Genomic DNA, 21212 nt, shown 5'->3' with positions numbered 1-21212 from the left:
CTCCTAGTTCTCTTCAACCTCAACAAGGTGCTTGACCTTGAAGATCATTCCACGAACGCTCGGGTTGTCGGGAAGCACCGAGGTGTCGCCGATCTTGCGAAGGCCCATGGCGCGGCAGGTGAGCGTCTGGTCCTTCTTGACGGAGGCGACCGCGCTGCGAACGAGCCTGACGGTGACGGTCTTGTCTGCCATGGTTACTCCTCCTTGCCGGCGAACAGCTCCTTGACCGTGAGGCCGCGACGAGACGCCGCCTCCTCGGGGCTGGAGAGGTTCATGAGGCCGTCGGCTGCGGCCTTGATGATGTTCAGGGCGTTGTCGGTGCCAAGGGACTTGGCGGTGACGTTGGTGATGCCGGCGAGCTCGAAGAGAGGACGCACGGGACCACCGGCGATGACGCCGGTGCCCTCGACAGCAGGCTTGATCAGGACGCGGCCGGCGCCGAAGTGGCCCTCGATCGCGTGGGGGACCGAGCCGCCCTTGGTGACGGGGACCTTGAACATGTTCTTCTTGGCGTTGTCGACGCCCTTCTGGATGGCCAGGGGCACCTCGGTGGAGCGACCCATGCCGAGGCCGACGTTGCCCTTGCCGTCGCCAACGACCACGAGGGCGACGAGGGTCATGCGGTGACCGCCCTTGGTGGTCTTTGAGACACGGTGGATGTAGACTACGCGCTCCTGAAGATCGGAGTCATTCTGGCGCTTACGATCACGTGGCATCTAAATTCCTCCTAGAACTTCAGGCCCGCGGAACGGGCTCCGTCGGCCAGGGCCTTGACGCGGCCGTGGTAGATGTGGCCGCCGCGGTCGAACTTGACCTCGGTGACGCCCTTCTCGGCGGCACGCTCGGCGACGAGCTTGCCCACGAACTCGGCAGCCTCCTTGTTGGAGCCCAGCTTGCCGGTTGCCCTGAACTCCTCGCTCAGGGTAGAGGCGGAGCAGATGGTCCTGCCGTCGACGTCGTCGACGACCTGGGCGTAGATGTTCGCGTTGGTGCGGTGAACGGTCAGGCGCGGACGCTCGGCAGTTCCGAAGATCTTGGAGCGGACGCGGCGCTGGCGGCGCTTGAGGCCCACACGCTTTGCCTGGTTCTTGTTCATTCCTTCTCCTTAGGCACGCCACCACCTGACGGGGTGGTGGTCTTTCTATATCGCCAGCAGGGCCTTACTTGGCAGCCTTGCCGAGCTTCCTGCGGATGTGCTCGCCCTCGTAGTGAATGCCCTTGCCCTTGTAGGGCTCGGGGGGACGCTTGGCGCGAATCTCGGCGGCAACCTGGCCGACCTGCTCCTTGGAGATGCCCTTGACCACGATGTGGGTGTTGTCGGGCACCTCGAAGCTGATGTTCTCGGGAGCGGCGTACACCACGGGGTGGGAGTAGCCGAGCGAGAGGTCGAGGTCCTTGCCCTTGAGCACGGCACGGTAGCCGACGCCGGTGAGCTCGAGCTTCTTCTCGAAGCCGGCGGAGACGCCGACGACCATGTTGTTGATAAGGGTGCGGACCAGGCCCTGCTGGGCGTTGGACTCGGTGGAGTCGTCGTTGCGGGTGACGAGGATCTCCTCGCCCTCCTGCGCGACGGTCACGAGCTCGGAGAAGTGGCGGTCGAGCTCGCCCTTGCTGCCCTTGACCGCAACGTGCGTGCCGTCGATGGTCACGGTAACCCCAGCGGGAACCTCGACAGGCTTCTTACCAATACGAGACATAGTCTCCTCCTATCTATTCCTGTCGCGGGTTACCAGATGTAGGCGATGACCTCGCCGCCGATGCCCATCTTGCGGGCGTCGCGGTCGCACATCATGCCCCTGGAGGTCGAGATGACGGCCGTGCCGAGGCCGCCGCGGACGCGGGGCAGGTCGGCAGCGGTGGAGTAGATGCGAAGGCCCAGCTTGGAGATGCGGCGGATGCCCTGGATGACGCGGGCGCGCTTGGGGCCGTACTTGAGGGTGATGTGCAGGGTCTTCTGGGGGGTGGTGTCCTCCACCTCATAGGACTCGATGTAGCCCTCCTCGCAGATGACGCGGGCGATCTCGGCCAGGACCTTGCTCGAGGGCATGGACACCTCGGACTTGCCGGCGGAGTTCGCGTTGCGGATGCGCGTCAGCATGTCCGCGATGGGATCAGTAACCTTCATTGATTCCTTCTCCTTCGTTAGTGATGAAACTGCGCATGCGGTTCATTTGGGCCCGTGGCCCGCACGCCTGCATGCCAGAGCCCTGGCCTACCAGCTAGCCTTGCGGACGCCAGGAAGCTCGCCCTTGCTCGCCAGCTCGCGGAAGCAGACGCGGCACAGCCCGAACTTGCGATAGACGGAGTGGGGGCGCCCACAGCGCTGGCAACGGTTCTGGGTGCGCGTCGAGAACTTCGGCTCGCGGTTCGCCTTGACGATCATCGAAGTCTTAGCCACAAATCCTCCTTCAGGAAGAGGCCCCGGGACCCTTCCCGGGGCAACTTACAAGCGATTAGTTAGTCCCTCTTGAACGGGAAGTGGAAGGCGTCGAGAAGCGCCTTGCCCTCCTCGTTGGTGGGGGCGGTGGTGACGATGGTGATGTCCATGCCACGGGTGTGGTCGATCTTGTCGTAGTCGATCTCGGGGAAGATCAGCTGCTCGGTGACGCCCATGGAGAAGTTGCCGTGGCCATCGAAGCTCTTGGCGCTGATGCCGCGGAAGTCGCGAATGCGGGGGATGGCGATGGCGATCAGGCGGTCGAGGAACTCGTACATGCGGTCGCCGCGCAGGGTCACCTTGGCGCCGATGGGCATGCCCGCACGCAGGCGGAAGGTGGCGATGGACTTGCGGGCGCGGGTCACCATGGGCTGCTGGCCGGTGATGGCGCGCAGGTCGGCGACGGCGCCGTCGATGGCCTTGCTGTCGGTAGCGGCCTCGCCGACGCCCATGTTGACGACGATCTTCTCGATCTTGGGGATCTGGTTGACGTTCTTGTACTCGAACTGCTTCTGCAGCTGGTCGCGGACCTCGGAGTAGTAGTGCTCCTTGAGGCGGGGAACGTACTTGTCTGCCATGTGCTCTCCTAACTCATGGGGTTTTACGTGCGGGGATGGGCCTCGCACCTCCCGGATGGCACCCGGGAGCCGGTTGCATCGCAAGCAATATGGGCAGAACTCTCCCTAGCAAGAGACGCAAAGGAAGATGATACGAGTTCGCAGGTCCTAATGCCACCGGCGCAGGGGCTGGCGGGGCCCGACAGCGAAATTTCACATTTCGGGAGCTGCGGCAGCCCGGCAGGCACGCCGCTCTCGCCCGCGCGACGCCCTCGCCCCCGACCGTGCGACCGCCTCGGTCGCCCGAGCGGTGTCCTCCGACCGTCCGACGCCCCTCGGACGCACGATGTCCCTCGGCCGTCTACCGTTCTCTATGCCATTTCCTGACTGCCATGCCGTTCTCTATGCCGTTCTCTGAAATTTAGGCCCTCTAGACCCCCCAAAATTCATGAGAAGGCATAGAGAACGACGGGGGATGTGGTGAATGGCGTGGCGGATGGGGGCGCCTGGTGCGAGGCGACGGGCGAGAGGGGCCTGCCACGGAGCTGCACGTCCCCGCGCGTGCGCTAGACCAGCTGAGGACACCCGCGTGACCAGCAAGCTCCTGGCTGCACGTCCCCGCGCGTGCGCTAGACCAGCTTACCCGCGCAGTGGTCGGCGATGTGCTGGATCATCTGGGCCTCCCAGCCCACGAAGTCGCGCTTGCGGCTCTTGAGCTCGCCGTCCACCAGCTCGTCGTAGCTGAGCTTGATCTTGGCGTAGCGGGTGACCTTGGAGGGCTCGTCACGGGTGAGGCAGCCCTCCTCGACGCGGGTGGCGCCCAGGCCGAAGATGACCCTGGGGTTGTACAGGACGTGCACGTTCCCCTTGTCGTCCAGGTAGGCGCCGACGGCCACGACCTGGCCGATCTGGTTGGCGGCCAGGCAGGCGGCGTCCTCGAGGGAGGACAGGGTGTCCACGAGGTCCTGCGCTACGGCGGCGTCCTCCGCGGTGGCGATGGCGCAGCGCTTGGAGAGGACGGCTTCGTCCCTGACGAGTTCCTTGATCATGCTCTTCCCTTTCCGGCGGGGCCTTCTCGCCCCACGTCCTGCCCGCCCGCACGCGCGGGCCACGTCGTGCAAGAGAGTATAGGCGAAGGCGCCCCGCACCCGGGCCCGCCCCCGCCCGCAGCCTCAGAACTCGCTGCCGTCCCAGTCGACCAGGCAGGCGTCCAGGCCGGCCTCGATGTCCTCGCGGTCCATGCGCCGCCCTATGATCACGATGCGGGTCATGCGGTCTCCCAACTCCTCGTCCCAGTCCCGGAGCATCTCGGGGTTCTGGACCAGGATGCGCTCGCGCTCCTCGTCGGGCGCGGTGGCCAGGAAGAGGCCGTTCTCGCTCAGGCTCACCTGGTGGCCCGCCTGCTCGAAGAGGTAGCGCATCGCGGGGTCCTGTGCCACCCACACGCTGCCCTTGGCGCGGATGACGCTCCGTGGCCAGCTGCGCACGTAGTCCGAGAGCGCCTCGACGTCGAAGGGGCGACGACGCTGGTAGAGGAAGGTCTGGATGCCGTACTCGAGCACCTCGGGGTCCTCGTGCTCCTCGGGGTGCTCCATGGCGTCCACCCAGGCGGCGGAGCGGTAGGCCTCCTCGAAGCTGAAGCGTCCGGTGTCGAGCAGCTCGGAGACGGGCAGCCCCCCGTTCACCGCCTCGACGACCACGGCGTCGTGCTGGAGGCTGCGCACCACGGCGCGCAGCTCGTCCAGCTGCTCGCGGCTCACCAGGTCTGCCTTGTTGAGCACGAGGGTGCTGCAGAACTCGACCTGCTGGACCAGCAGCGCCTCGATGTCGTCCTCGTCGATGTCGTCGGCGACGAGGCTGCAGCCGCCGTCGAACTCGTCGAGCATGCGGGCGCTGTCGACCACCGCGACGATGTTGTCGAGCTCCATGGGGGCGTGGCCGCCGTTCCTGCTCTGGTCGCAGAAGGCGCTGATGGTGTAGGCGATGGGGATGGGCTCGCAGATGCCCGACGCCTCGATGATCACGTAGTCGAACTTGCCGGAGTCGGCGATGGAGCCGAGCTGGCGGGCGAGGTCGTCCGAGAGCGTGCAGCAGATGCAGCCGTTGGTGAGGGGGATGAGGTCGTCCGCCTCGCTGAGGCCGCCGTCGCGGACGAGGCTGGCGTCCACGTTGACCGACCCGATGTCGTTGACGATGACGACGGCGCGGATGCCCTCGCCGTTGGCGAGGATGTGGTTGAGCAGGGTGGTCTTGCCCGCACCCAGGTAGCCGGTGAGGAGGACGATCCCCACCGGCTTGCGGGCGGTGGCGCTGGGGTCGACGGGGCTTGCGACGGTGACGTCGGAGCCGGCGCTGGCGTTTGCTGCTTGCATGTTGCCTGCCTTCCTGCCTGCCGCAGGCGCTGCCGCGGCGGTGGCCTTTCTCCGCGCCATTATGACCAAGTCGGCAGCCCGGGCGGCCACGGGAGGACGATTCCCAGCACGCCACGGGCAAAGGAGCACAGAAGGGCGAGAAGCGCCAGCCCCAGCACGAGACCATCCGCCATGCCAGCAGACCTGAGCAACCCCAGGCAGACACCGCGACGCAGGGGCCAGAGGAGCCTGAGCGGCGTCTTGTTGAGCAGGTCGAGGGCAAGGTGAGAGGCGTATCCCAGCGCCAGGGGGACGGCGAGGGCGGGAAGGGCCAGGCGCAGCGCCGCATAGGTCGCAACCAGCGCCACGAGCGAGTGGGAGAAGCCCCGGTGCCCCGACGCGCGGCCCACGGCGCAGACGGCGACGAGCGTCATGGCGCCGGCGAGATGGTTGGGACCAAGCTGACTCGCGAGCCACCGGAGCGCCACGAACGGGTCTTGGCCGGCGGGTGTCACACCTGCCGTGTAGAGCGCGAGGGACAGGGCGATAAGTGCCACCAATGCCGCCCAGGCCCGCCCGAGCTCCTGCGACGCCTCGCTGGTGGAGACGTCCGTGTCGGGCAGCAAGCCGCCCGCGGCGCCTGCTGCGGCAAGGGAGAGGAACGCCGCGGGGGAGAGGCTCGCGTCACCCACGGATGCCAGCGAGGCCGATGCGGCTGACGGGTCGGCGAGCCGCGCTGCCGCAAGCCCCGCGGCGACGGCGACCGCTGCCCCCACCGCCATGTGCGTCCGTCCCGTCATGTGGCCCCTCTCGCCCATGCGCGTATCCGCCAGAAAACACCCGATCGCGGTCCAACCAGCCATGCCGCACATCATGCCGCACCGCCCGCGGCCCAGCCGGCCATCCCGCACCGCCCGCGACGGTCCCCCGGGCGCGCCCCGACACTCGTCGACGTCTTGTGTCCGCATCCCATTCTGGCCCCAGCCGTCGCGCCGCGCATGCTACATTCTCTCCAGATACGCGCCGTTACTGACGGATGTTCGTGGGTCACCACGGTGGAGCGGCGCGCAAGCCATAGTGCCGACCGTCTGGGCAAGCAGCCTTCGCCGAGGGCCGCTTGCCCTTTGCCTTTGGGCCCGGGGCCATTCGGGGGACGAGGTCCCAGACGGAAGGACGTGCGCATGCAGGAACTCGTGGAGCTGCTTCGGGCAAACCCGTATCCCGGTCGCGGCATCGTGGTGGGCAGGGACTGCGTCTACTACTGGATCATGGGGCGCAGCTCCAACAGCCGAAACCGCGTCTTCTCCCTCACCGAGGACGGAATCCGCACCGAGGCGCATGACCCGGCCCTGCTCGAGGACCCGAGCCTGATCATCTACCACCCCGTGCGCCGGATGGGCGAGAACCTCGTGGTGACCAACGGCGACCAGACCGACACCGTCGTGGAGAGGGGCGACTTCCGTACCGGCTGCATGACCCGCGAGTTCGAGCCCGACGCCCCCAACTACACGCCCCGCATCAGCGCCGTCGTGCGTCCCGACGGCAGCTTCGAGATGTCGGTCCTCAAGCGCCAGGCGAGCGACTCCGGCCGCTGCCTGCGCCAGTTCTTCTGCTACGAGGGGGCCGACGAGGGGGTGGGCTACCTCATCAGTACCTACCAGGGGGACGGCAGCCCGCTGCCCAGCTTTTCCGGCGAGCCCGTCGAGGTCGCGCTGCCCGCGACGGCGCGGGAGGTCTGGGACGCGCTGAACGATGACAACAAGGTCTCCCTCTATGCCCGCATCGGCGCGAAGGTGACCCTCTTCAACAAGAACCTCGGCGACTAGCGGCGCCTGTCGCGCTGGCAGCGATAGCGCGCTGGTAGCAATGCCTCGCTGCGACGTGCGCGCGACACTCTCGCCTGGAAGATGACCCATGGAAGGAAGACCATGAACGAGCTCGAGCTCAAGTACGGCTGCAACCCCAACCAGAAGCCCGCCCGCATCTTCATGAAGGATGGCTCGGACCTGCCCGTCACCGTGCTCTGCGGCAAGCCGGGATACATCAATTTCCTGGACGCCCTGAACTCCTGGCAGCTCGTGCGCGAGCTGGCCAAGGCCACGGGCATGCCGGCGGCGGCCTCGTTCAAGCACGTCTCGCCCGCTGGCGCCGCCGTGGGCAGGCCGCTGAGCGGGGTGGAGCGCCAGATCTACTTCGTCGAGGACGAGGGAGAGCCCTCCCCCATCGCCTGCGCCTACATCCGCGCGCGCGGCGCCGACCGCATGAGCTCCTACGGCGACTGGGCCGCGCTGAGCGAGGTCTGCGACGCCGACGTGGCACGCTACCTCAGGCGCGAGGTCTCGGACGGCATCATCGCGCCCGGCTACACCGAGGAGGCCCTGCAGATCCTGGGCGCCAAGAAGGGAGGGCGCTACAACGTGGTGCAGGTCGACCCCAGCTACCAACCGGCTCCGACCGAGGTGAAGGACGTCTTTGGCATCAGCTTCGAGCAGGGACACAACGACTTCAGGATCGACCGAGGGCTCCTTGGCAACGTGGTGACACGGAACCGCGAGGTCCCCGAGACGGCGCTCGTCGACATGATCGTGAGCCTGATCACGCTGAAGTACACGCAGTCCAACTCGGTCTGCTACGTGAAGGACGGGCAGGCCATCGGCGTGGGCGCGGGCCAGCAGAGCCGCATCCACTGCACCAGGCTCGCGGGCGGCAAGGCCGACACCTGGTACCTGCGCCAGCATCCCAAGGTCCTGGGGCTGCGCTTCGTCGAGGGGATCCGCCGCGCCAACCGCGACAACGCGATCGACGTGTACGTCTCGGACGAGCACGACGACGTGCTGGCCGAGGGCGAATGGCAGAAGTGGTTCGCGGAGAGGCCCGAGGTGTTGACCCGCGAGGAGAGGGCGGCGTGGATAGCCGCCCAGACCGGCGTCACGCTGGGATCGGACGCCTTCTTCCCGTTTGGCGACAACGTCGAGCGCGCGCACAAGAGCGGCGCGAGCTACATCGTGGAGCCGGGCGGGTCGATCCGCGACGACAACGTGATCGAGACCGCCGACAAGTACGGCATCGCGATGTGCTTCACGGGGATGAGGCTGTTCCACCACTAGGAACACAAGGGGCGGAGCCGCGCCCATCTTGTCTTTCGCTACAGAAATGCCTCGAAATGGCGAGAAAAGCGTGGCAAACGACAAGATGGGGCTATCGAGATGACGCGTTCGACGTAGTCGCGGCAGCAGGTGCCGAGCCGTCATCGGATGGCGCAGGCGAGCCATTCTCGCTCGCTGTCGCGTCACCGTCGGCGTCGGCGCCCGTACTCGACAACTCGAAGCTCACCTCGTCGAGGTCCTTCACATGCACCCTGAGCAGCGCCTCGATCTCTGCCTTGCGCGTGTCGTCCAGCGGCGCCGACGTCACCACCCGCGCCACCACCTTGCGCGAGAGCGAGCCCGCCCCGGAGTCGTACGAGTCGAGCACCCCCACGCGGTACGACGCGAAGCCGGGGCACACCGCCTCGAGCTCCTGCGTGGTGGCGCGCACGTCGTAGCCGTCCTGGATGGCGAAGGTCTCGCCGTCGTTCTTCGCCATGGTGTCCTGAACCAGCCGCGCGGTCATCAACGTGCAGGGAATCGCGAAGACCAGCGTGCCCACCAGCAGCCTGCGGCGAAGGCGGCGACTCCTCTCCCGTGCCTCCTCGTCCTCCTGCACCGTGATCACGCCGTCCCCGTCGACGTCGCGCTTGAGGGGCGTGCGCAGCAGGACCAGCACGAACTCGGCGGCAAATGCGATGAACACCACGTTGAGCGAGAACTCGTAGAAGGCCCCCGCAAAGTACGCGAGGTCACTCTGGGCCACGCCGTAGCCCGCCGCGCAGAGCGGCGGTATGAGCGCGGTCGCCACGGCGACGCCCGAGAGCAGCGTGGCGGGCTCCTGGTTGCGCGAGATGCCAATGCCACCGGCGAATCCTCCGGCCAAGGCGATGAGCACGTCCCACACCGTCGGGCTTGAGTTGGTGAGCAGCTCGGAGGTCTCGCTCGAGATGGGCGAGACCACGAAGTAGAGGGTCGAGGTGACCAGGCAGATCGCGACCTGGACCACGAGGCCAATCAGCACCTCGCGCAGGAGGCGCAGGTCGGCGGTGGCGATTGCGTAGGCGAGCGCCATGACCGACCCCATGAGCGGGCAGATGAGCATCGCGCCGACCACGGACTCGGTGGAGTCGACGTTGAGGCCGACCGACGCGATGAGCATGGCGACGATGAGGATGCAGAGGTGGGTGCCATCTATGCGCGCGCCGGCAAGGATACGGCGGCGGATGGTCTGGTGGCTCGCCCGGCCGTCGCGCACGTTTGCCAGCCGTCGTGCCACGCGCAGCAGGTCATCTTGGCCATGCCGTCGCCCCTCCCCTTGCCCCGCCCGTCGCGGACGCCTTGGATTGTAGGCCGAGGAAGGGGCGGCAGGCGAGAGGGGTGCGCCACCGCTGGCCAGTCAGTCAGTCCCTCTCTTCCAGGGCGAGCGCGACGTTTCCGCCCAGGAGGAGGACGATGCCCGCCCACGCGAGCGCGGACGTCGCGGCGGGTCCCAGCAACTCGCCGGGAAGGTACAGCCCGCCCATGATCAGGAACAGGCTCAGCATGACGCAGAGGAGCGCCAGCATCTTGCGCGCGGTCTCGCTCATCGGCCGACCCCCGTCCTGCCCGCCTCAAGCAGGCGCACGTACGCCCCGTCCTGGGCGAGGAGCTCCTCGTGGGTGCCCTGCTCGACGATGCGGCCGGACTCGAGCACCACGATCTTGTCGGCGTCGCGCACGGTGTTCAGCCCGTGCGCTATGACCAGCGTCGTCTTGTCGCGGCAGAGCTCGCTCATCGCCAGCTGGATGTGGCGCTCGTTGTCTGCGTCCACGCTCGCCGTCGCCTCGTCCAGGATGACTATGGGCGCGTCCTTCAGGATGGCGCGGGCGATGGAGACGCGCTGCGCCTCCCCGCCCCTGACCGTCCAGTCGTCCGTGCGCGCGGACAGCGACCACAGGGCCCGGTACTCCTCGCACGAGGAGGGTTCGTGGTAAGAGACTGCAAACGCACCCCCCTGACGCGGAGTCCTTCGACGTCGTCATCTGCTCCATGAGCTTCCACCACTACCCCACGCCGCAGGACTTCTTCGACAGCGTGTTCCGCGTGCTGCGCCCGGGCGGCAGGCTTGTGCTCAACGACAGCACGGGAAACGCGCTCCTGCTGTGGGTGGTGAACCACATCGAGCTGCCCCTCGCGAACCTCACCCACAAGGGCGACGTGCGCATCTACTCGCGCAAGGAGCTCGAGTCGATGTGCTCGAAGGCCGGCCTCGGCATCGAGACCTTCGTGAACGACAAGGTCTGGCACCTGCACATGGTGGCACGCAAGCCGAGGTAGGAAACTCGCGGGGGTACCGGCTCGCCCGATCTTGTGGTGCGGGACGCCAGCTCGCCCGATCTTGCAGCTGTGGACAGAATTGCCCCCGAACGGCGAGAAATGCGTCCACGTCTGCAAGATCGGGCGCCGGGGCCCCGTCGCGGGCCCCGTTGTGGCGCCGAAACCCCGTCGCGGCGCGAGGCCATGGCGCCAATCGCGAAGCGCCGGGCCCCGTCGCGAGGCCCCGGCGTGGCAACGTCACACGAACAGCACCGCCACGTGATACACCACGAACGCGATGGCGAGCGCCAGCGCGAAGTAGGTCGCCCCGATGATCGCGGTCCACTTCGCGGAGTGGGTCTCGGAGTACGTGGTGGAGAGCGCCATGGCGCACGGGACGTTGAAGGTCACCGCGAACATGTAGGCGAGCGCCTCCGCCGGCTGGATTCCCGCCGCGAGGCCCGACGCGCTGACGGCGCCCGTCGCCTTCGCCGCCGACGCGGCGGCATACAGGCTGCCCGCAGAATCGGCCTGGCACAGCGCCGAGAGGACGCCCAGCGAAGCCTCCTTGGCGAACATCGATGCCAGGAACGAGACGAAGGTCTTCCACCCCATCCCGAACACGCGGGTCACGGGCTCTATGGCGTGGCCCATGGCATAGAGCGCCGAGCCCGACACGTCTCCCGTAGGCGACCACGACAGGACCCAGAACAGGGTGGACGAGAGGAACACGATCGTGAGCGCGCGCCTGAACACCCCGACGCCGTGCCTGAGCGACGAGACCAGCAGGGCGCCGATCTTGGGGCGGTGATACGGAGGCAGCTCCATGACCAGGCCGGAGCGCTCGCCCTCGGGGTTGAGGCGATGTCCGTAGGCCTTCGATATGACCAGCATCACCAGCATCATGACGACGAAGATGCCCACCATGACGAGGGCCATGCCCCCCGGCCCGAAGAAGACCATGGCGATGGTGGGGATGATGGAGAAGGTCGCGCCGCAGGGAACGGCCCAGGTGAGCATGGTCGCCAAGAGGCGTTGGCCCCAGGAGTCGACCACGCGGGTGCCCGTGACCCCCGCCATGGTGCAGCCCAGGCTCATCATGAAGGGCATGATGACCTTGCCCTGCAGCCCGAGGGCTCCCATCCAGTCGTCGAAGGCGTAGCTCACCCGGGCAACGACGCCCGCCTCCTCCAGGAGGCCGAAGGCGAAGGTCGCCCCGAAGCAGAAACCCGCCATGGCGATGGAGTAGCCGACGGCGGTGATGAGCCCCTGGGACACGTAGGCGGCTATGAACTCGCTGGCGCCGGCGGAGGTGAGCCCGACGTAGGCCGGGAGCTCCAACGAGCTGACGACAGCCATTCCCGCCAGCATGATGGGCGAGGAGACCAGCATGGCACCCACGAGGCCCAGGAGGATGATGCCCGTAGAGGCGAGCTTTCCCCAACGACGCGAGAGGAGCGCCGCATCGAGGCGGGCAAGGCGCTTTGCGGGAACACCGTCCGATGACTGCACGCCCTCCAGCATCGCATCGACCCAGGCGTAGCGCGCCGTGGCGCACGACACGGCACCGGACTCATCCGCGGAGGCGTCGCGGGCGGCGAGCCACACGGGGCCGAAGCCCAGGGGCTCGCGCTGGCCGGACGTGCGGGCCTCTCCCCCGTCTGATGTCACGTCCCGGAACGCACGGACCCACTCGGGGGAGTGCCGCCTGTAGAGGTCCTCCAGGGCGGAGGCGTCAAGGACCAGGCAGTCCCTGTCCGCGCGGTCGATCGCGTCCATGAGGGCGTCGTAGCCCTCTTTGCCGTTGGCCACGAGGGGGACGACGGGTATGCCGAGCCTGTCCTGGAGCAGGGACGCGTCGACCTGCTTTCCCTGGGCGCGGGCCACGTCCATCATGTTGAGCGCCAGCACGCAGGGCAGCGTGGTGCCCACGACGTCCGCCAGCATGTAGAGGCTGCGCGAGAGCTGCGACGCGTCGGCCATGACCACGATGACGTCCGCCGCGGCAGACTCGATGTAGTCCTGGGTCACGCGCTCCTCGTCGGACTGCGCCGAGAGGCTGTAGCTGCCCGGGAGGTCGCAGACCTCGTAGCTGCGGCCTTCTCGCTCGAAGCTGCCCAGCTTCTTCTCGACCGTCTTGCCCGGCCAGTTGCCCACGTGCTGGTGAGACCCCGTCAGGCGATTGAAGAGGGTCGACTTGCCCGAGTTGGGCTGCCCGAGCAGCGCCAGGCGCAGCCTGCGGGCGCTCATGCGGACACCTCCTCGACCTGGATGTCATCGCAGCCGCGACGCCCCAGGGCAAGGAGGGTGTCGCGGGAGAAGACCAGGAGGGGCCTGCGCCGGTCGTTCCTGCGAACCTGCAGGACGCTCCCCGGTATGACGCCCACCGACGCGAGCCTGCTCAGCTGCCGCATGTCGCCGCCCAGCCTCGTAACGCGAACCCGCGAGCCCGCCGTCGCCTTCGATAGATTCATGCTTCCCCCTTTGGTGACCCTGACCGCCCGTAATTGGTGGCGGTCGAGTTCACTTTAGCTTACTTATCGGACGAGAGAAGCTCCATGCGGACGCGGCGGGCGCACGTCTCCGCCGCCGTCGGCGCACGGTTCTGCGTTGCCCTCCAGCGGCTGGTTCCGGGCACCTCTTCGGCGGTTCGCCTGGGCTCCGGGCGCCTCTACGGCGACGCGCCCGGCCCCGCACCTCTCCGGCAGCCTGCCTGGCCCCGCAGCTCTCTCTGCCGGCCGCCTGGCCTCGGACGCCTCTCCGGTGACGCACCTCTCCGCCAGCTGCTGCGGACCCAATCTTGTAGTCGTGGACAGAACCACCCCCTGGCAGCGTGAAAAGTGTCCGCATCTGCAAGATTGGACGGCAGGGACCTGGCCGCGTGGAGTCAAGCGAGAGTGGCACCCATGTGGCGCAGTCGAAAGCAATCGCGCTTCGTGTAGTTGTGGACAGAACCACCCCCTGTCGGCGTGAAAAGTGTCCACGTCTGCAAGATTGGGCGCCGTGGCGACGGGCTACTGCGATTCCGGCGGCAGGCGGCCGTACGGCAGGCGGCCGCAAGTCAGACAGCCGCAGACCAGGCGAGAGTGGCTTCCGTGTGGCGCGGGTCTCGGCTACGCCAGCAGCGTCATGGCTACGGTGCCGGCGACCATGAGCGCCAGGCCCAGCGCCGCGCGGCGCGTGAGCGGCTCTCTCAGCACCAGCCACGCGAAGGCGACGGAGACCAGGATGGACAGCTTGTCGATCTGCACCACCACGCTCACCACGCCGGTTTGGATCGCACGGTAGTAACAGAGCCACGAGGCCCCGGTGGCTACTCCCGAGAGCAGAAGGAAGCCGAGCTCGCGGCGGTCGACCGACCGAAGCTCGCCCAGCTTGCCGCGGAGGAGCACGATGGCCCAGGACATCGGCAGCACCACGCAGGTGCGCAGCGCGGTGCCGAGGTTCGACTCCACGCCCTCGATCCCGACGCGGCCCAGGATGGAGGTCAGCGCGGCGAAGACGGCCGCCAGGATGGCGTAGGGGAGCCACCCCAGGCCATGGCGCCCCTCTCGCCCGCCGCACGGCTGCTCGCCGCGGCGCCCCTCTCGCCCGCCGTCCGCCGCGTCCTCGCGGCGCTCGATCATGAGCAGCGTGCCCAGGAGGATGACCGCCGTGCAGACGAGCTTCGCCGCGAGGTGGGCGGTCTCTCCCAGAAGGGCGATGGCCAGAAGCGTCGCGAGCACGGCACTGCTCTTGTCGATGGGCACCACTCGGTTGACGTCACCCAGCGAGAGCGCTCGGAAGTAGCAGATCCATGACGCGCCCGTCGCCAGGCCCGAGAGCCCCAGGAAGACCCATGAGCGCGGGGTGAGCGCGGACATCGTCGGAGCCGAGCCCACGACGGCCACCACCAACCAGGCGAAGGCCAGCACGACCGTGGTGCGAATGGCCGTCGCAACGTCGGAGTCCGTCCGCTGGATGCCGAGCTTCGCCAGGACGGACACCACGCCCGCAAAGAACGTCGAAAGCACCGCCGCAGCAACCCAACCCATGACACGACCCCTCCCCTTGAGCATGCGCGTCGCGCGCTCCCACCGTAGCGCTTCGCGGGCGTCTCGGCGGGTAAAAGGAGTCCTGACGCGTTTTTCGACCCGCTCGGACGAGGGAGGTGGAGCGATGGTCCACGCTCGCGAAGGCGAGAGGGACGCTGCGGACACGGCCCGCAAGGTCGAGCTCATCCGTCAGGAGATCCGCGACGACCCCCAGAACGCGGACTACACGAGACGTGGGATCGACCCGCTCTTCGTCGTCGGGGCCGACGCGCGCATCGTGATCGTGGGGCAGGCGCCCGGCGTGCGCGCGCAGGACAGCGGCATGCCATGGAACGACCGCAGCGGGCAGCGCCTGCGCTCCTGGATGGGCGTCGACGACGAGACCTTCTACGACTCCGGCAAGATCGCCATCATGAACATGGACTTCTACTTCCCGGGGACGGGGCGCTCGGGAGACCTGCCGCCTCGCGCCGGCTTCGCCCAGAAGTGGCACCCTCGCCTGCTCGAGTTCATGCCACGCGCGGAGCTCATGCTGCTGGTAGGAGGCTACGCGATGCGCAGGTACCTGGGACTCCCCTCGTCCGCCCGGCTGGGCGACGTGGTACGGGACTTCCGCCGCTATGCGCCGGGGCGGTTCCCGCTGGTGCACCCGTCGCCGCGCAACCAGCTGTGGATGGGCAGGAACCCATGGTTCGAGGAGGACGTCGTCCCGGCGCTGCGCAGGCGCGTGGCGGAGGCCTTGCGGGATTAGCGCGCCGTCAGCCCCCGCTCCTGCCGCGCCGAGCGCGAAGGCTACCCCTCGTGCGCGGCGACGAACTTCTCCATGTAGACCATGTCATACCAACGGTCGAACTTGCGTGCGCACTTGTTGAAGCGCCCCACAAGACGGTACCCCATGCGCTCGTGGAAGCGCACGCTCGCCTGGGTGAGGTATTCGTCCTCGGGTTCCACGTAGGCGATGCAGGCGTAGAGGTTGGTGATGCCGCGCGCGGCGCAGGCGACCTCGAGGTCCTGGTAGAGCCTGCGGCCCACGCCTTTGCCGCGCTGGTCGCGCCTCAGGTAGATGGCCGTCTCGGCGCTGCAGGCGTAGGCCTCGCGCGCATGGAACTCGCCCACGTAGGCATACCCCACGGGCTCGCCGTCCACCTCGGCCACCAGATAGGGGTAACGCGCGCCTATGCGCGCGATGCGCTGGCGAAACTCGGCCAGGCTGGGCGGCTCGAGCTCGAAGGTGATCGCCGTCTCGCTCACGTACGGCGCGTAGATGGCAAGCAGCGCCTCCGCGTCATCTGGCGTCGCACTGCGAATCGTGATGTCCATGCGCCTCTCCCCCAGACGATTGCGTGCGCCCGGCACGTCTGACGCACCGGATGCGCCCGGCACGTCTGACGCGCCGGATTAGTGTACACAAACTCAGCATTTTGCCAGGATAAGCTCGATATGGGTGGTTTCTGAGGCTCTTCGGCGAGTCCATGTACACTAATTTGCCGTGAGGGGCATGCGAACGCCGCCATGCAACCGAGAGCGAGACCGTCGCCCGGAGTCCCGCCACCCAGGTCCCTTCACCCAGGTCCCGTCACTCTGGCCAGAACAGCTCGTCCAGGCTCCGCCCCAACCTCTTACAGATGGCAACGCAGAGCCTGATGGTGGGGTTGTAGTCCCCCCGCTCCACCGCGTTGATGGTCTGGCGCGAGACCCCCACGGCATCCGCGAGCTCCTGCTGCGACAGCCCCGCCTCGGCGCGCGCCTGCCTCATGGAAAGGTTGCTCATCCCTCCACGCCCTCCCGATGCCCCTCTTTCCGCAGGCACCAGACGCGAGCCAACGCGACCAGCGACTCAAACGCCCAGCTCGCGTTGATCAAGAGCGAGCCATCGCCGACGTCGGGCTTGCCCCCGCCGGCAAGCTTTGCCATGAAGTCCGGCAGCTCGATCGCCAGGGCGACTGTCCCCAGGACGAGCAGGAGCACGACCCCCGGCAGGTAGTTCCTACGCATCCCAAAGTAGGCGTCGTGCCAGATGGCATAGGTGGCAAACGCGCAGCAGTCCACGCACAGCACCAGCACCATGAGGAAGCCGGGGTCGAGACGGGCATCCCCCCAGAGCTCCACCGCAAACGCCGCAAGGAGGAGGAGCACGGAGTTGAGGATGAAGCCGACCTTGTATGCCTTCCCCATCACCGCGGTCTGGCGCTCGTCATAGCCCCTCTCGCCCTTCTCGTTGGCGACGCACAGCATGACCGCGACCATCGAAACCACAAGAAGGATCATTCCCAGGGCGAGCATGCGAGCCTCCCTACCTCAGGTGGGAAAATGTCGTATATATTTGACTCGATTGTAGGAAAGCAAGCACATTTGTCAAATAAACACGACACACCCGAGAAGGGCGAAGCATCCTTCATGGCAGCTCGGCATGGCCCCGTACCCTACGTCGGAAGCTGGAGCCCGTCGTAATGGCAGCGCAGCTTGTGGCCCGGCGAGACCTCGCGCATCTTGGGGAACTCCTTGACGCAGCGCTCCGTGCAGTGCGGGCAGCGGGTGTGGAAGGGGCAGCCCGTTGGCGGGTTCATGGGGCTGGGCAGGTCTCCCTCGATGAGCACGTGGCGGCGCTTGGACTTGGGGTCGGGCACCGGCACGGCCGAGAGCAGCGCCTGCGTGTAGGGGTGGCACGGCCTCGCGTACAGCTCCTCGTTGGGCGCCATCTCCATGATGGTCCCCAGGTACATGACGGCGATGCGGTCCGAGATCATCTCGACCACCGACAGGTCATGCGAGATGAAGAGGTAGGTGAGCTCGTAGCGCTCCTGCAGGTCGCGCAGGAGGTTGAGCACCTGGGCCTGGATGGACACGTCAAGCGCCGAGACGGGCTCGTCAGCGATGATCAGCTTGGGCTGCACCGAGAGGGCGCGGGCGATGCCGATGCGCTGGCGCTGGCCACCGCTGAACTCATGCGGGTAGCGCTCGCCATGGGCAGGCGAGAGGCCCACCGTGCCAAGGAGCTCGTGCACCCTCTTGAGCCGCTCGCCTGCGGACATCCTGGTGTGCACCAAGAGTGGCTCGCCGATGATGTCCTGCACCTTCATGCGGGGGTTGAGCGAGCCGTAGGGGTCCTGGAAGACCATCTGCATCTTGGCGCGCAGGGGGCGCATCTGGCGCTCGCTCAGCGCCGTCACCTCGTCGCCGTCGAAGAATATCCGCCCCTCGTCGGGCGTGATCAGGTGGTCTATCAGGCGGCTCGTGGTGGACTTGCCGCAACCGGATTCGCCCACGAGCGAGAAGGTCTCGCCCGGCATGACGTCGAACGAGACGTCGTTCACGGCATGGACGTAGCCGGTTGGGCGGCCGAGGAGGCTCTTGCCCACCGGGAAGCGCTTCGAGACGTCCTGCACGGAAAGCAGCGGCTCACTCATGCGTGGGAACCCCCTTCGCGTCTTGTGCCGACACATCACCGGTGGCCCCCGACGCAGCGGCGGTGGCATCGGCCGCGCCGGCGCCGTCAGCCAGACCGCCGATTCCGGCCGCGTACTCCACGCTGGCACCAGCCGCGGCGTATGGGCAGGCGCAGCGATGGCCCTCCCCCACCTGCACGAGCGCGGGCACCTTGGCCTCACAGGCCGGGCGCGCCATGGGGCAGCGCGGGGCGAAGCGACAGCCCGCAGGCATGGCCGCGAGGTCTGGAACGCTGCCGGGGATGGACGGCAGGCGGTGCACGCGCCGCCCAAGCCGGGGCACGGAGGCTATGAGCCCCTTGGTGTAGGGGTGGCGCGGATGCTCGAAGAGCTCCTCGACCGGCGCCTCCTCGACGATGCCACCGGCGTACATCACGATGACGCGGCTGCAGGTCTCGGCCACGACGCCCAGGTCGTGGGTGATCAAGAGGATGCCGGTGTTGCGCTCGGCGCGGATGCGCTCCATCAGCGCCAGGATCTGGGCCTGGATGGTCACGTCGAGCGCCGTAGTGGGCTCGTCGGCGATGAGCAGCTTGGGCTCGCAGGACATGGCCATGGCTATCATGACGCGTTGGCACATACCACCCGAGAGCTCGTGCGGGTAGTTGCGCAGCGTCACCTCGGGCTCGGGGATGCCCACCAGGCGCAACGCCTCGACCGAACGCGCGTGGACCTCCTCGCGGCTCAGGTCGTTGTGCAGCCGCAGGGCCTCGGCGAGCTGGTCTCCCACGCGCATGATGGGGTTGAGCGAGCTCATGGGCTCCTGGAAGATCATCGAGAAGTCGTTGCCGCGTGCGTCTCGCATCTCCCGGTCGCTCAGCTCGAGGATGCTGCGGCCGTCCATGACCACCGAACCCGAGGTGCGGCTGGTGTCCTTGCTCAGGAGGCGCATCATGGCCAGCGAGGTGACCGACTTGCCGCAGCCGGACTCCCCCACCAGGCCCACGATCTCTCCGGCGTGGATGGAGAACGACACGCCGCTCACGGCGGTGATCCATGACTTTCGGTCGCGCTTGAACTCGACCTTGAGGTCCCTGACCTCAAGCAGGGCGTCTTGCATCTGCGCCTCCTAGTTGAGCTTGGGATCGAGGGTGTCGCGCAGGCCATCGCCGAAGAGGTTGAACGCGAGCACGGTGAGGAAGATCAGAAGGCCCGGGAACAGCACCAGGTGAGGCGCCGTGGCCAGGTAGTTGCGGCTCTGCGAGAGCATGGCGCCCCACTCGGGCTGGGTTACGCTGGCGCCGAAGCCCAGGAACGACAGGCTCGAGGCCGAGAGGATCGCGCCGCCCACGTTCATGGTGAAGTTGACGATGAGCGCCTGCATGGTGCCGGGCAGGATGTGGACGAACATGATGCGCCTGGACGAGCAGCCCACCGAACGCGCCGCCTCGACGTAGAGCTCGCTCCTCACCTCGAGCACGGCGCCACGGATGATGCGCGCGAACGACGGGACGGTGAACACGGCCACGCCGATCATCACGTTGGTGAGGCCGGGGCCGATTATCGCGACGACGGCGATGGCCAGCAGGATGCCGGGGAAGGCGAACATCACGTCGCAGACGCGCATGATGAAGGCGTCCACGAGCCCGCCGCAGAAGCCCGCGATGAGGCCGAAGACCACGCCGGCGGCGGTGCCGATCACCGATGCCGTGAGGGCGGTCCCAAGCGAGAGCTGCGTGCCTGCGACGAGGCGGCTGAACACGTCGCGCCCGAACTCGTCCGTGCCCCAGACGTGGGCGGCCGTGGGGCCCGAGAGCAGGGCCGAGTAGTCGTACTGGTTGGGGTCGTAGGGCACCACGGAGGGGCCGATGACGGCTATGACCAACATGAGCACGATGAAGACGAACCCCGCCACGGCGGTCTTGCGACGCAGGAACTTCTTGAGGAACTGCCTGGCCGGACTCTGCGCGCGGGGGAGCTCCTCACCGCGGGCGAACTCCGAAGCGCCCGCCCCTGCGGTCGCGGCGGTCGCGTCCCCTTCGCCCGGGGCCCCCTTCAGCTTGGTCTTTTCTGCCATGTCGCACGTCCTCCTAGTCGAAGCGGACGCGGGGGTTGATGACCCCGTACAGCACGTCCGCCAAGAGGTTGATGACCATGTACTCGAGCGAGAAGAACATGATGAGCGCCTGCACCACCTGGTAGTCGCGGTAGTTGATCGAGTCGACCAGGAGGCGTCCCATCCCCGGAATCGAGAAGACGGTCTCGATGACCACGGAGCCCGCGATGAGGGCGCCGATCTGCAGGGCGGCCACCGTGACCACGTCGATGGAGGAGTTCTTGAAGGCATGGCGCATGATGACCTTGGACTCGGGCAGGCCCTTGGCGCGGGCGGTGCGGATGTAGTCCTTGCCCAGGTTCTCGATCATCGAGGAGCGGGTGACGCGCGCCAGGATGGCCATAATGCCGGCGCCCATTGCCAGCGACGGCATGATGTAGCCGCGCCAGTCGTCCACGCCGCCTGTGGGAAGCCACCCCAGGGCGACGGAGAAGAGCTGCATGAGCTCGAGGCCCAGCCAGAAGCTGGGGATGGAGAGGCCCGAGATGGCCACGACCATGCCCACGAGGTCCAGGGCCTTGCCACGATTGATGGCAGACACGACGCCCAGGAAGATGCCGATGAGCGCCGACCAGGTGATCGAGCAGATGGTGAGGTAGATGGTTATGGGGAAGCGCGGGACGAGCAGCGACCAGACGGTCTGGCTGTTCTTGTACGACATCCCCAGGTTTCCGGTGAAGAGGCCACCCATGTAGTCCAGGTACTGCCGGAGCAGGGGCTTGTCCAGGCCGAGCTGCTGGCGGATGAGCTCTATGTCCCCGCCCGTCGCGTTCTTGCCGGCGATCATGCGTGCCGCGTCACCCGGGATCAGGTGGATGAACAGGAACACGACGATCGAGATGACGAAGAACAGGGGGATCATCGAAAGCATGCGCTTCAGGAAGTAGCGCCCCATCTTCCGCCTCCTCATTTGCTCCAAAAGGGCTTGCCGGCCTTCGGGGGCCGGC

Annotated in this window: 25 protein-coding genes, 2 pseudogenes and 1 riboswitch; of the genes and pseudogenes, 4 read left to right on the top strand and 23 right to left on the bottom strand. The window is 67.3% G+C overall.

Annotated elements, in window-relative coordinates:
• Positions 1-3 precede the first annotated feature (3 nt).
• The 10 genes from rpmD to HMPREF1008_RS09810 all read right to left on the bottom strand — a co-directional run bounded on the left by rpmD (position 4) and on the right by HMPREF1008_RS09810 (position 6145).
• Complete coding sequence (gene rpmD / locus HMPREF1008_RS03495; RefSeq protein ID WP_009278453.1) at positions 4-192, bottom strand: 50S ribosomal protein L30; 189 nt, start codon at positions 190-192, stop codon at positions 4-6.
• A gap of 2 nt (positions 193-194) precedes the next feature.
• Complete coding sequence (rpsE, locus tag HMPREF1008_RS03490) at positions 195-716, bottom strand: 30S ribosomal protein S5 (protein ID WP_009278452.1); 522 nt, start codon at positions 714-716, stop codon at positions 195-197.
• A gap of 11 nt (positions 717-727) precedes the next feature.
• A complete protein-coding gene (gene rplR, locus HMPREF1008_RS03485) occupies positions 728-1096 on the bottom strand; it encodes a 50S ribosomal protein L18 (protein WP_009278451.1) in 369 nt (122 codons plus the stop codon).
• A gap of 64 nt (positions 1097-1160) precedes the next feature.
• Positions 1161-1697, bottom strand: coding sequence for a 50S ribosomal protein L6 (gene rplF / locus HMPREF1008_RS03480; protein ID WP_009278450.1), 537 nt, complete (start codon positions 1695-1697; stop codon positions 1161-1163).
• A 29-nt stretch (positions 1698-1726) separates the two neighbouring features.
• The gene (gene rpsH, locus HMPREF1008_RS03475) at positions 1727-2125 is read right to left on the bottom strand and encodes a 30S ribosomal protein S8 (RefSeq protein ID WP_009278449.1); all 399 of its coding nucleotides are present in this window, start codon (positions 2123-2125) and stop codon (positions 1727-1729) included.
• Between the two features lie 87 nt (positions 2126-2212).
• The gene (locus HMPREF1008_RS03470) at positions 2213-2398 is read right to left on the bottom strand and encodes a type Z 30S ribosomal protein S14 (protein ID WP_009278448.1); all 186 of its coding nucleotides are present in this window, start codon (positions 2396-2398) and stop codon (positions 2213-2215) included.
• A gap of 59 nt (positions 2399-2457) precedes the next feature.
• Positions 2458-3015, bottom strand: a complete 558-nt coding sequence (gene rplE, locus HMPREF1008_RS03465) for a 50S ribosomal protein L5 (RefSeq protein ID WP_009278447.1) — start codon at positions 3013-3015, stop codon at positions 2458-2460.
• A gap of 608 nt (positions 3016-3623) precedes the next feature.
• Positions 3624-4043, bottom strand: coding sequence for a peptide deformylase (locus HMPREF1008_RS03460; RefSeq protein WP_009278446.1), 420 nt, complete (start codon positions 4041-4043; stop codon positions 3624-3626).
• 123 nt (positions 4044-4166) lie between these two features.
• Entirely contained in the window at positions 4167-5366 is a 1200-nt protein-coding gene (locus HMPREF1008_RS03455) for a GTP-binding protein (protein ID WP_156797591.1), read from the bottom strand.
• A 59-nt stretch (positions 5367-5425) separates the two neighbouring features.
• Positions 5426-6145, bottom strand: coding sequence for a metal-dependent hydrolase (locus HMPREF1008_RS09810; protein WP_255348645.1), 720 nt, complete (start codon positions 6143-6145; stop codon positions 5426-5428).
• 215 nt (positions 6146-6360) lie between these two features.
• Positions 6361-6446, top strand: a riboswitch (ZMP/ZTP riboswitch).
• An 80-nt stretch (positions 6447-6526) separates the two neighbouring features.
• Between HMPREF1008_RS09810 and HMPREF1008_RS03445 the strand changes: the two genes are divergently transcribed.
• Both HMPREF1008_RS03445 and HMPREF1008_RS03440 read left to right on the top strand, forming a co-directional pair.
• Positions 6527-7171, top strand: coding sequence for an IMP cyclohydrolase (locus HMPREF1008_RS03445; protein WP_009278443.1), 645 nt, complete (start codon positions 6527-6529; stop codon positions 7169-7171).
• Positions 7172-7273: 102 nt separating this feature from the next.
• On the top strand, positions 7274-8452 hold the full coding sequence (locus HMPREF1008_RS03440) for a phosphoribosylaminoimidazolecarboxamide formyltransferase (RefSeq protein WP_009278442.1): 1179 nt from the start codon (positions 7274-7276) through the stop codon (positions 8450-8452).
• A gap of 91 nt (positions 8453-8543) precedes the next feature.
• On the opposite strand, the gene HMPREF1008_RS03435 is transcribed toward HMPREF1008_RS03440, so the two are convergent.
• From HMPREF1008_RS03435 to HMPREF1008_RS10150, 3 genes and pseudogenes are all read right to left on the bottom strand, one after another.
• Positions 8544-9710 (bottom strand): DUF389 domain-containing protein, encoded by a 1167-nt coding sequence (locus tag HMPREF1008_RS03435; RefSeq protein WP_009278441.1) that lies wholly within the window; start codon positions 9708-9710, stop codon positions 8544-8546.
• Between the two features lie 124 nt (positions 9711-9834).
• The gene (locus HMPREF1008_RS03430) at positions 9835-10020 is read right to left on the bottom strand and encodes a hypothetical protein (protein ID WP_009278440.1); all 186 of its coding nucleotides are present in this window, start codon (positions 10018-10020) and stop codon (positions 9835-9837) included.
• Positions 10017-10337: pseudogene (locus tag HMPREF1008_RS10150) on the bottom strand (ATP-binding cassette domain-containing protein); the annotation flags it as partial. The pseudogene HMPREF1008_RS10150 and the gene HMPREF1008_RS03430, both read right to left, overlap by 4 nt.
• Before the next feature lie 65 nt (positions 10338-10402).
• Here HMPREF1008_RS10150 and HMPREF1008_RS03420 point away from each other — a divergent pair.
• Positions 10403-10750: pseudogene (locus tag HMPREF1008_RS03420) on the top strand (methyltransferase domain-containing protein); the annotation flags it as partial.
• 237 nt (positions 10751-10987) lie between these two features.
• Here HMPREF1008_RS03420 and feoB read toward each other — a convergent pair.
• The 3 genes from feoB to HMPREF1008_RS03405 form a co-directional block, all read right to left on the bottom strand.
• Complete coding sequence (gene feoB, locus HMPREF1008_RS03415) at positions 10988-12979, bottom strand: ferrous iron transport protein B (RefSeq protein ID WP_009278436.1); 1992 nt, start codon at positions 12977-12979, stop codon at positions 10988-10990.
• Complete coding sequence (locus HMPREF1008_RS03410) at positions 12976-13203, bottom strand: ferrous iron transport protein A (RefSeq protein WP_009278435.1); 228 nt, start codon at positions 13201-13203, stop codon at positions 12976-12978. The genes feoB and HMPREF1008_RS03410 overlap by 4 nt, the downstream gene beginning before the upstream one ends.
• Positions 13204-13842: 639 nt before the next feature.
• A complete protein-coding gene (locus HMPREF1008_RS03405) occupies positions 13843-14787 on the bottom strand; it encodes an EamA family transporter (RefSeq protein WP_232202824.1) in 945 nt (314 codons plus the stop codon).
• A gap of 100 nt (positions 14788-14887) precedes the next feature.
• Between HMPREF1008_RS03405 and HMPREF1008_RS03400 the strand changes: the two genes are divergently transcribed.
• Positions 14888-15514, top strand: a complete 627-nt coding sequence (locus tag HMPREF1008_RS03400; RefSeq protein ID WP_009278433.1) for a uracil-DNA glycosylase family protein — start codon at positions 14888-14890, stop codon at positions 15512-15514.
• A gap of 41 nt (positions 15515-15555) precedes the next feature.
• Here the strand turns inward: HMPREF1008_RS03400 and HMPREF1008_RS03395 are convergent, their stop codons facing one another.
• The 7 genes from HMPREF1008_RS03395 to HMPREF1008_RS03365 all read right to left on the bottom strand — a co-directional run bounded on the left by HMPREF1008_RS03395 (position 15556) and on the right by HMPREF1008_RS03365 (position 21160).
• Positions 15556-16083, bottom strand: coding sequence for a GNAT family N-acetyltransferase (locus HMPREF1008_RS03395; protein ID WP_009278432.1), 528 nt, complete (start codon positions 16081-16083; stop codon positions 15556-15558).
• 256 nt (positions 16084-16339) lie between these two features.
• Positions 16340-16534: a helix-turn-helix transcriptional regulator gene (locus HMPREF1008_RS03390; RefSeq protein WP_009278431.1), complete on the bottom strand. Its 195-nt coding sequence runs from the start codon at positions 16532-16534 to the stop codon at positions 16340-16342.
• On the bottom strand, positions 16531-17046 hold the full coding sequence (locus HMPREF1008_RS03385) for a hypothetical protein (protein WP_009278430.1): 516 nt from the start codon (positions 17044-17046) through the stop codon (positions 16531-16533). The genes HMPREF1008_RS03390 and HMPREF1008_RS03385 overlap by 4 nt, the downstream gene beginning before the upstream one ends.
• Before the next feature lie 140 nt (positions 17047-17186).
• The gene (locus HMPREF1008_RS03380) at positions 17187-18170 is read right to left on the bottom strand and encodes an ABC transporter ATP-binding protein (RefSeq protein WP_009278429.1); all 984 of its coding nucleotides are present in this window, start codon (positions 18168-18170) and stop codon (positions 17187-17189) included.
• Positions 18163-19269, bottom strand: coding sequence for an ABC transporter ATP-binding protein (locus HMPREF1008_RS03375; RefSeq protein WP_009278428.1), 1107 nt, complete (start codon positions 19267-19269; stop codon positions 18163-18165). Before HMPREF1008_RS03375 ends, HMPREF1008_RS03380 begins: the two co-directional genes overlap by 8 nt.
• A 9-nt stretch (positions 19270-19278) precedes the next feature.
• On the bottom strand, positions 19279-20226 hold the full coding sequence (locus HMPREF1008_RS03370) for an ABC transporter permease (protein WP_009278427.1): 948 nt from the start codon (positions 20224-20226) through the stop codon (positions 19279-19281).
• 13 nt (positions 20227-20239) lie between these two features.
• The gene (locus tag HMPREF1008_RS03365; protein WP_009278426.1) at positions 20240-21160 is read right to left on the bottom strand and encodes an ABC transporter permease; all 921 of its coding nucleotides are present in this window, start codon (positions 21158-21160) and stop codon (positions 20240-20242) included.
• Positions 21161-21212 lie beyond the last annotated feature (52 nt).

Source organism: Olsenella sp. oral taxon 809 str. F0356 (assembly GCF_000233535.1).
Classification (GTDB): domain Bacteria; phylum Actinomycetota; class Coriobacteriia; order Coriobacteriales; family Atopobiaceae; genus Olsenella_I; species Olsenella_I phocaeensis.
The sequence above is the reverse complement of the archived record's forward strand: the minus strand, read 5'-3'. Positions and strand labels throughout refer to the sequence as shown.

Excerpts from the sequence above, each read along its gene's own strand:
- HMPREF1008_RS03400 (WP_009278433.1), top strand. The coding sequence starts at position 14,888 with ATGGTCCACGCTCGCGAAGGCGAGAGGGACGCTGCGGACACGGCCCGC.
- HMPREF1008_RS03445 (WP_009278443.1), top strand. The coding sequence starts at position 6,527 with ATGCAGGAACTCGTGGAGCTGCTTCGGGCAAACCCGTATCCCGGTCGC.
- HMPREF1008_RS03370 (WP_009278427.1), bottom strand. The coding sequence starts at position 20,226 with ATGGCAGAAAAGACCAAGCTGAAGGGGGCCCCGGGCGAAGGGGACGCG.
- HMPREF1008_RS03385 (WP_009278430.1), bottom strand. The coding sequence starts at position 17,046 with ATGCTCGCCCTGGGAATGATCCTTCTTGTGGTTTCGATGGTCGCGGTC.
- HMPREF1008_RS03395 (WP_009278432.1), bottom strand. The coding sequence starts at position 16,083 with ATGGACATCACGATTCGCAGTGCGACGCCAGATGACGCGGAGGCGCTG.
- rpmD (WP_009278453.1), bottom strand. The coding sequence starts at position 192 with ATGGCAGACAAGACCGTCACCGTCAGGCTCGTTCGCAGCGCGGTCGCC.
- rpsE (WP_009278452.1), bottom strand. The coding sequence starts at position 716 with ATGCCACGTGATCGTAAGCGCCAGAATGACTCCGATCTTCAGGAGCGC.
- rplE (WP_009278447.1), bottom strand. The coding sequence starts at position 3,015 with ATGGCAGACAAGTACGTTCCCCGCCTCAAGGAGCACTACTACTCCGAG.
- HMPREF1008_RS03375 (WP_009278428.1), bottom strand. The coding sequence starts at position 19,269 with ATGCAAGACGCCCTGCTTGAGGTCAGGGACCTCAAGGTCGAGTTCAAG.
- HMPREF1008_RS03365 (WP_009278426.1), bottom strand. The coding sequence starts at position 21,160 with ATGGGGCGCTACTTCCTGAAGCGCATGCTTTCGATGATCCCCCTGTTC.
- HMPREF1008_RS03440 (WP_009278442.1), top strand. The coding sequence starts at position 7,274 with ATGAACGAGCTCGAGCTCAAGTACGGCTGCAACCCCAACCAGAAGCCC.
- HMPREF1008_RS03460 (WP_009278446.1), bottom strand. The coding sequence starts at position 4,043 with ATGATCAAGGAACTCGTCAGGGACGAAGCCGTCCTCTCCAAGCGCTGC.
- HMPREF1008_RS03405 (WP_232202824.1), bottom strand. The coding sequence starts at position 14,787 with ATGCTCAAGGGGAGGGGTCGTGTCATGGGTTGGGTTGCTGCGGCGGTG.
- HMPREF1008_RS03455 (WP_156797591.1), bottom strand. The coding sequence starts at position 5,366 with ATGCAAGCAGCAAACGCCAGCGCCGGCTCCGACGTCACCGTCGCAAGC.
- HMPREF1008_RS09810 (WP_255348645.1), bottom strand. The coding sequence starts at position 6,145 with ATGACGGGACGGACGCACATGGCGGTGGGGGCAGCGGTCGCCGTCGCC.
- HMPREF1008_RS03430 (WP_009278440.1), bottom strand. The coding sequence starts at position 10,020 with ATGAGCGAGACCGCGCGCAAGATGCTGGCGCTCCTCTGCGTCATGCTG.
- rplF (WP_009278450.1), bottom strand. The coding sequence starts at position 1,697 with ATGTCTCGTATTGGTAAGAAGCCTGTCGAGGTTCCCGCTGGGGTTACC.
- HMPREF1008_RS03390 (WP_009278431.1), bottom strand. The coding sequence starts at position 16,534 with ATGAGCAACCTTTCCATGAGGCAGGCGCGCGCCGAGGCGGGGCTGTCG.
- feoB (WP_009278436.1), bottom strand. The coding sequence starts at position 12,979 with ATGAGCGCCCGCAGGCTGCGCCTGGCGCTGCTCGGGCAGCCCAACTCG.
- HMPREF1008_RS03380 (WP_009278429.1), bottom strand. The coding sequence starts at position 18,170 with ATGAGTGAGCCGCTGCTTTCCGTGCAGGACGTCTCGAAGCGCTTCCCG.
- rplR (WP_009278451.1), bottom strand. The coding sequence starts at position 1,096 with ATGAACAAGAACCAGGCAAAGCGTGTGGGCCTCAAGCGCCGCCAGCGC.
- HMPREF1008_RS03410 (WP_009278435.1), bottom strand. The coding sequence starts at position 13,203 with ATGAATCTATCGAAGGCGACGGCGGGCTCGCGGGTTCGCGTTACGAGG.
- rpsH (WP_009278449.1), bottom strand. The coding sequence starts at position 2,125 with ATGAAGGTTACTGATCCCATCGCGGACATGCTGACGCGCATCCGCAAC.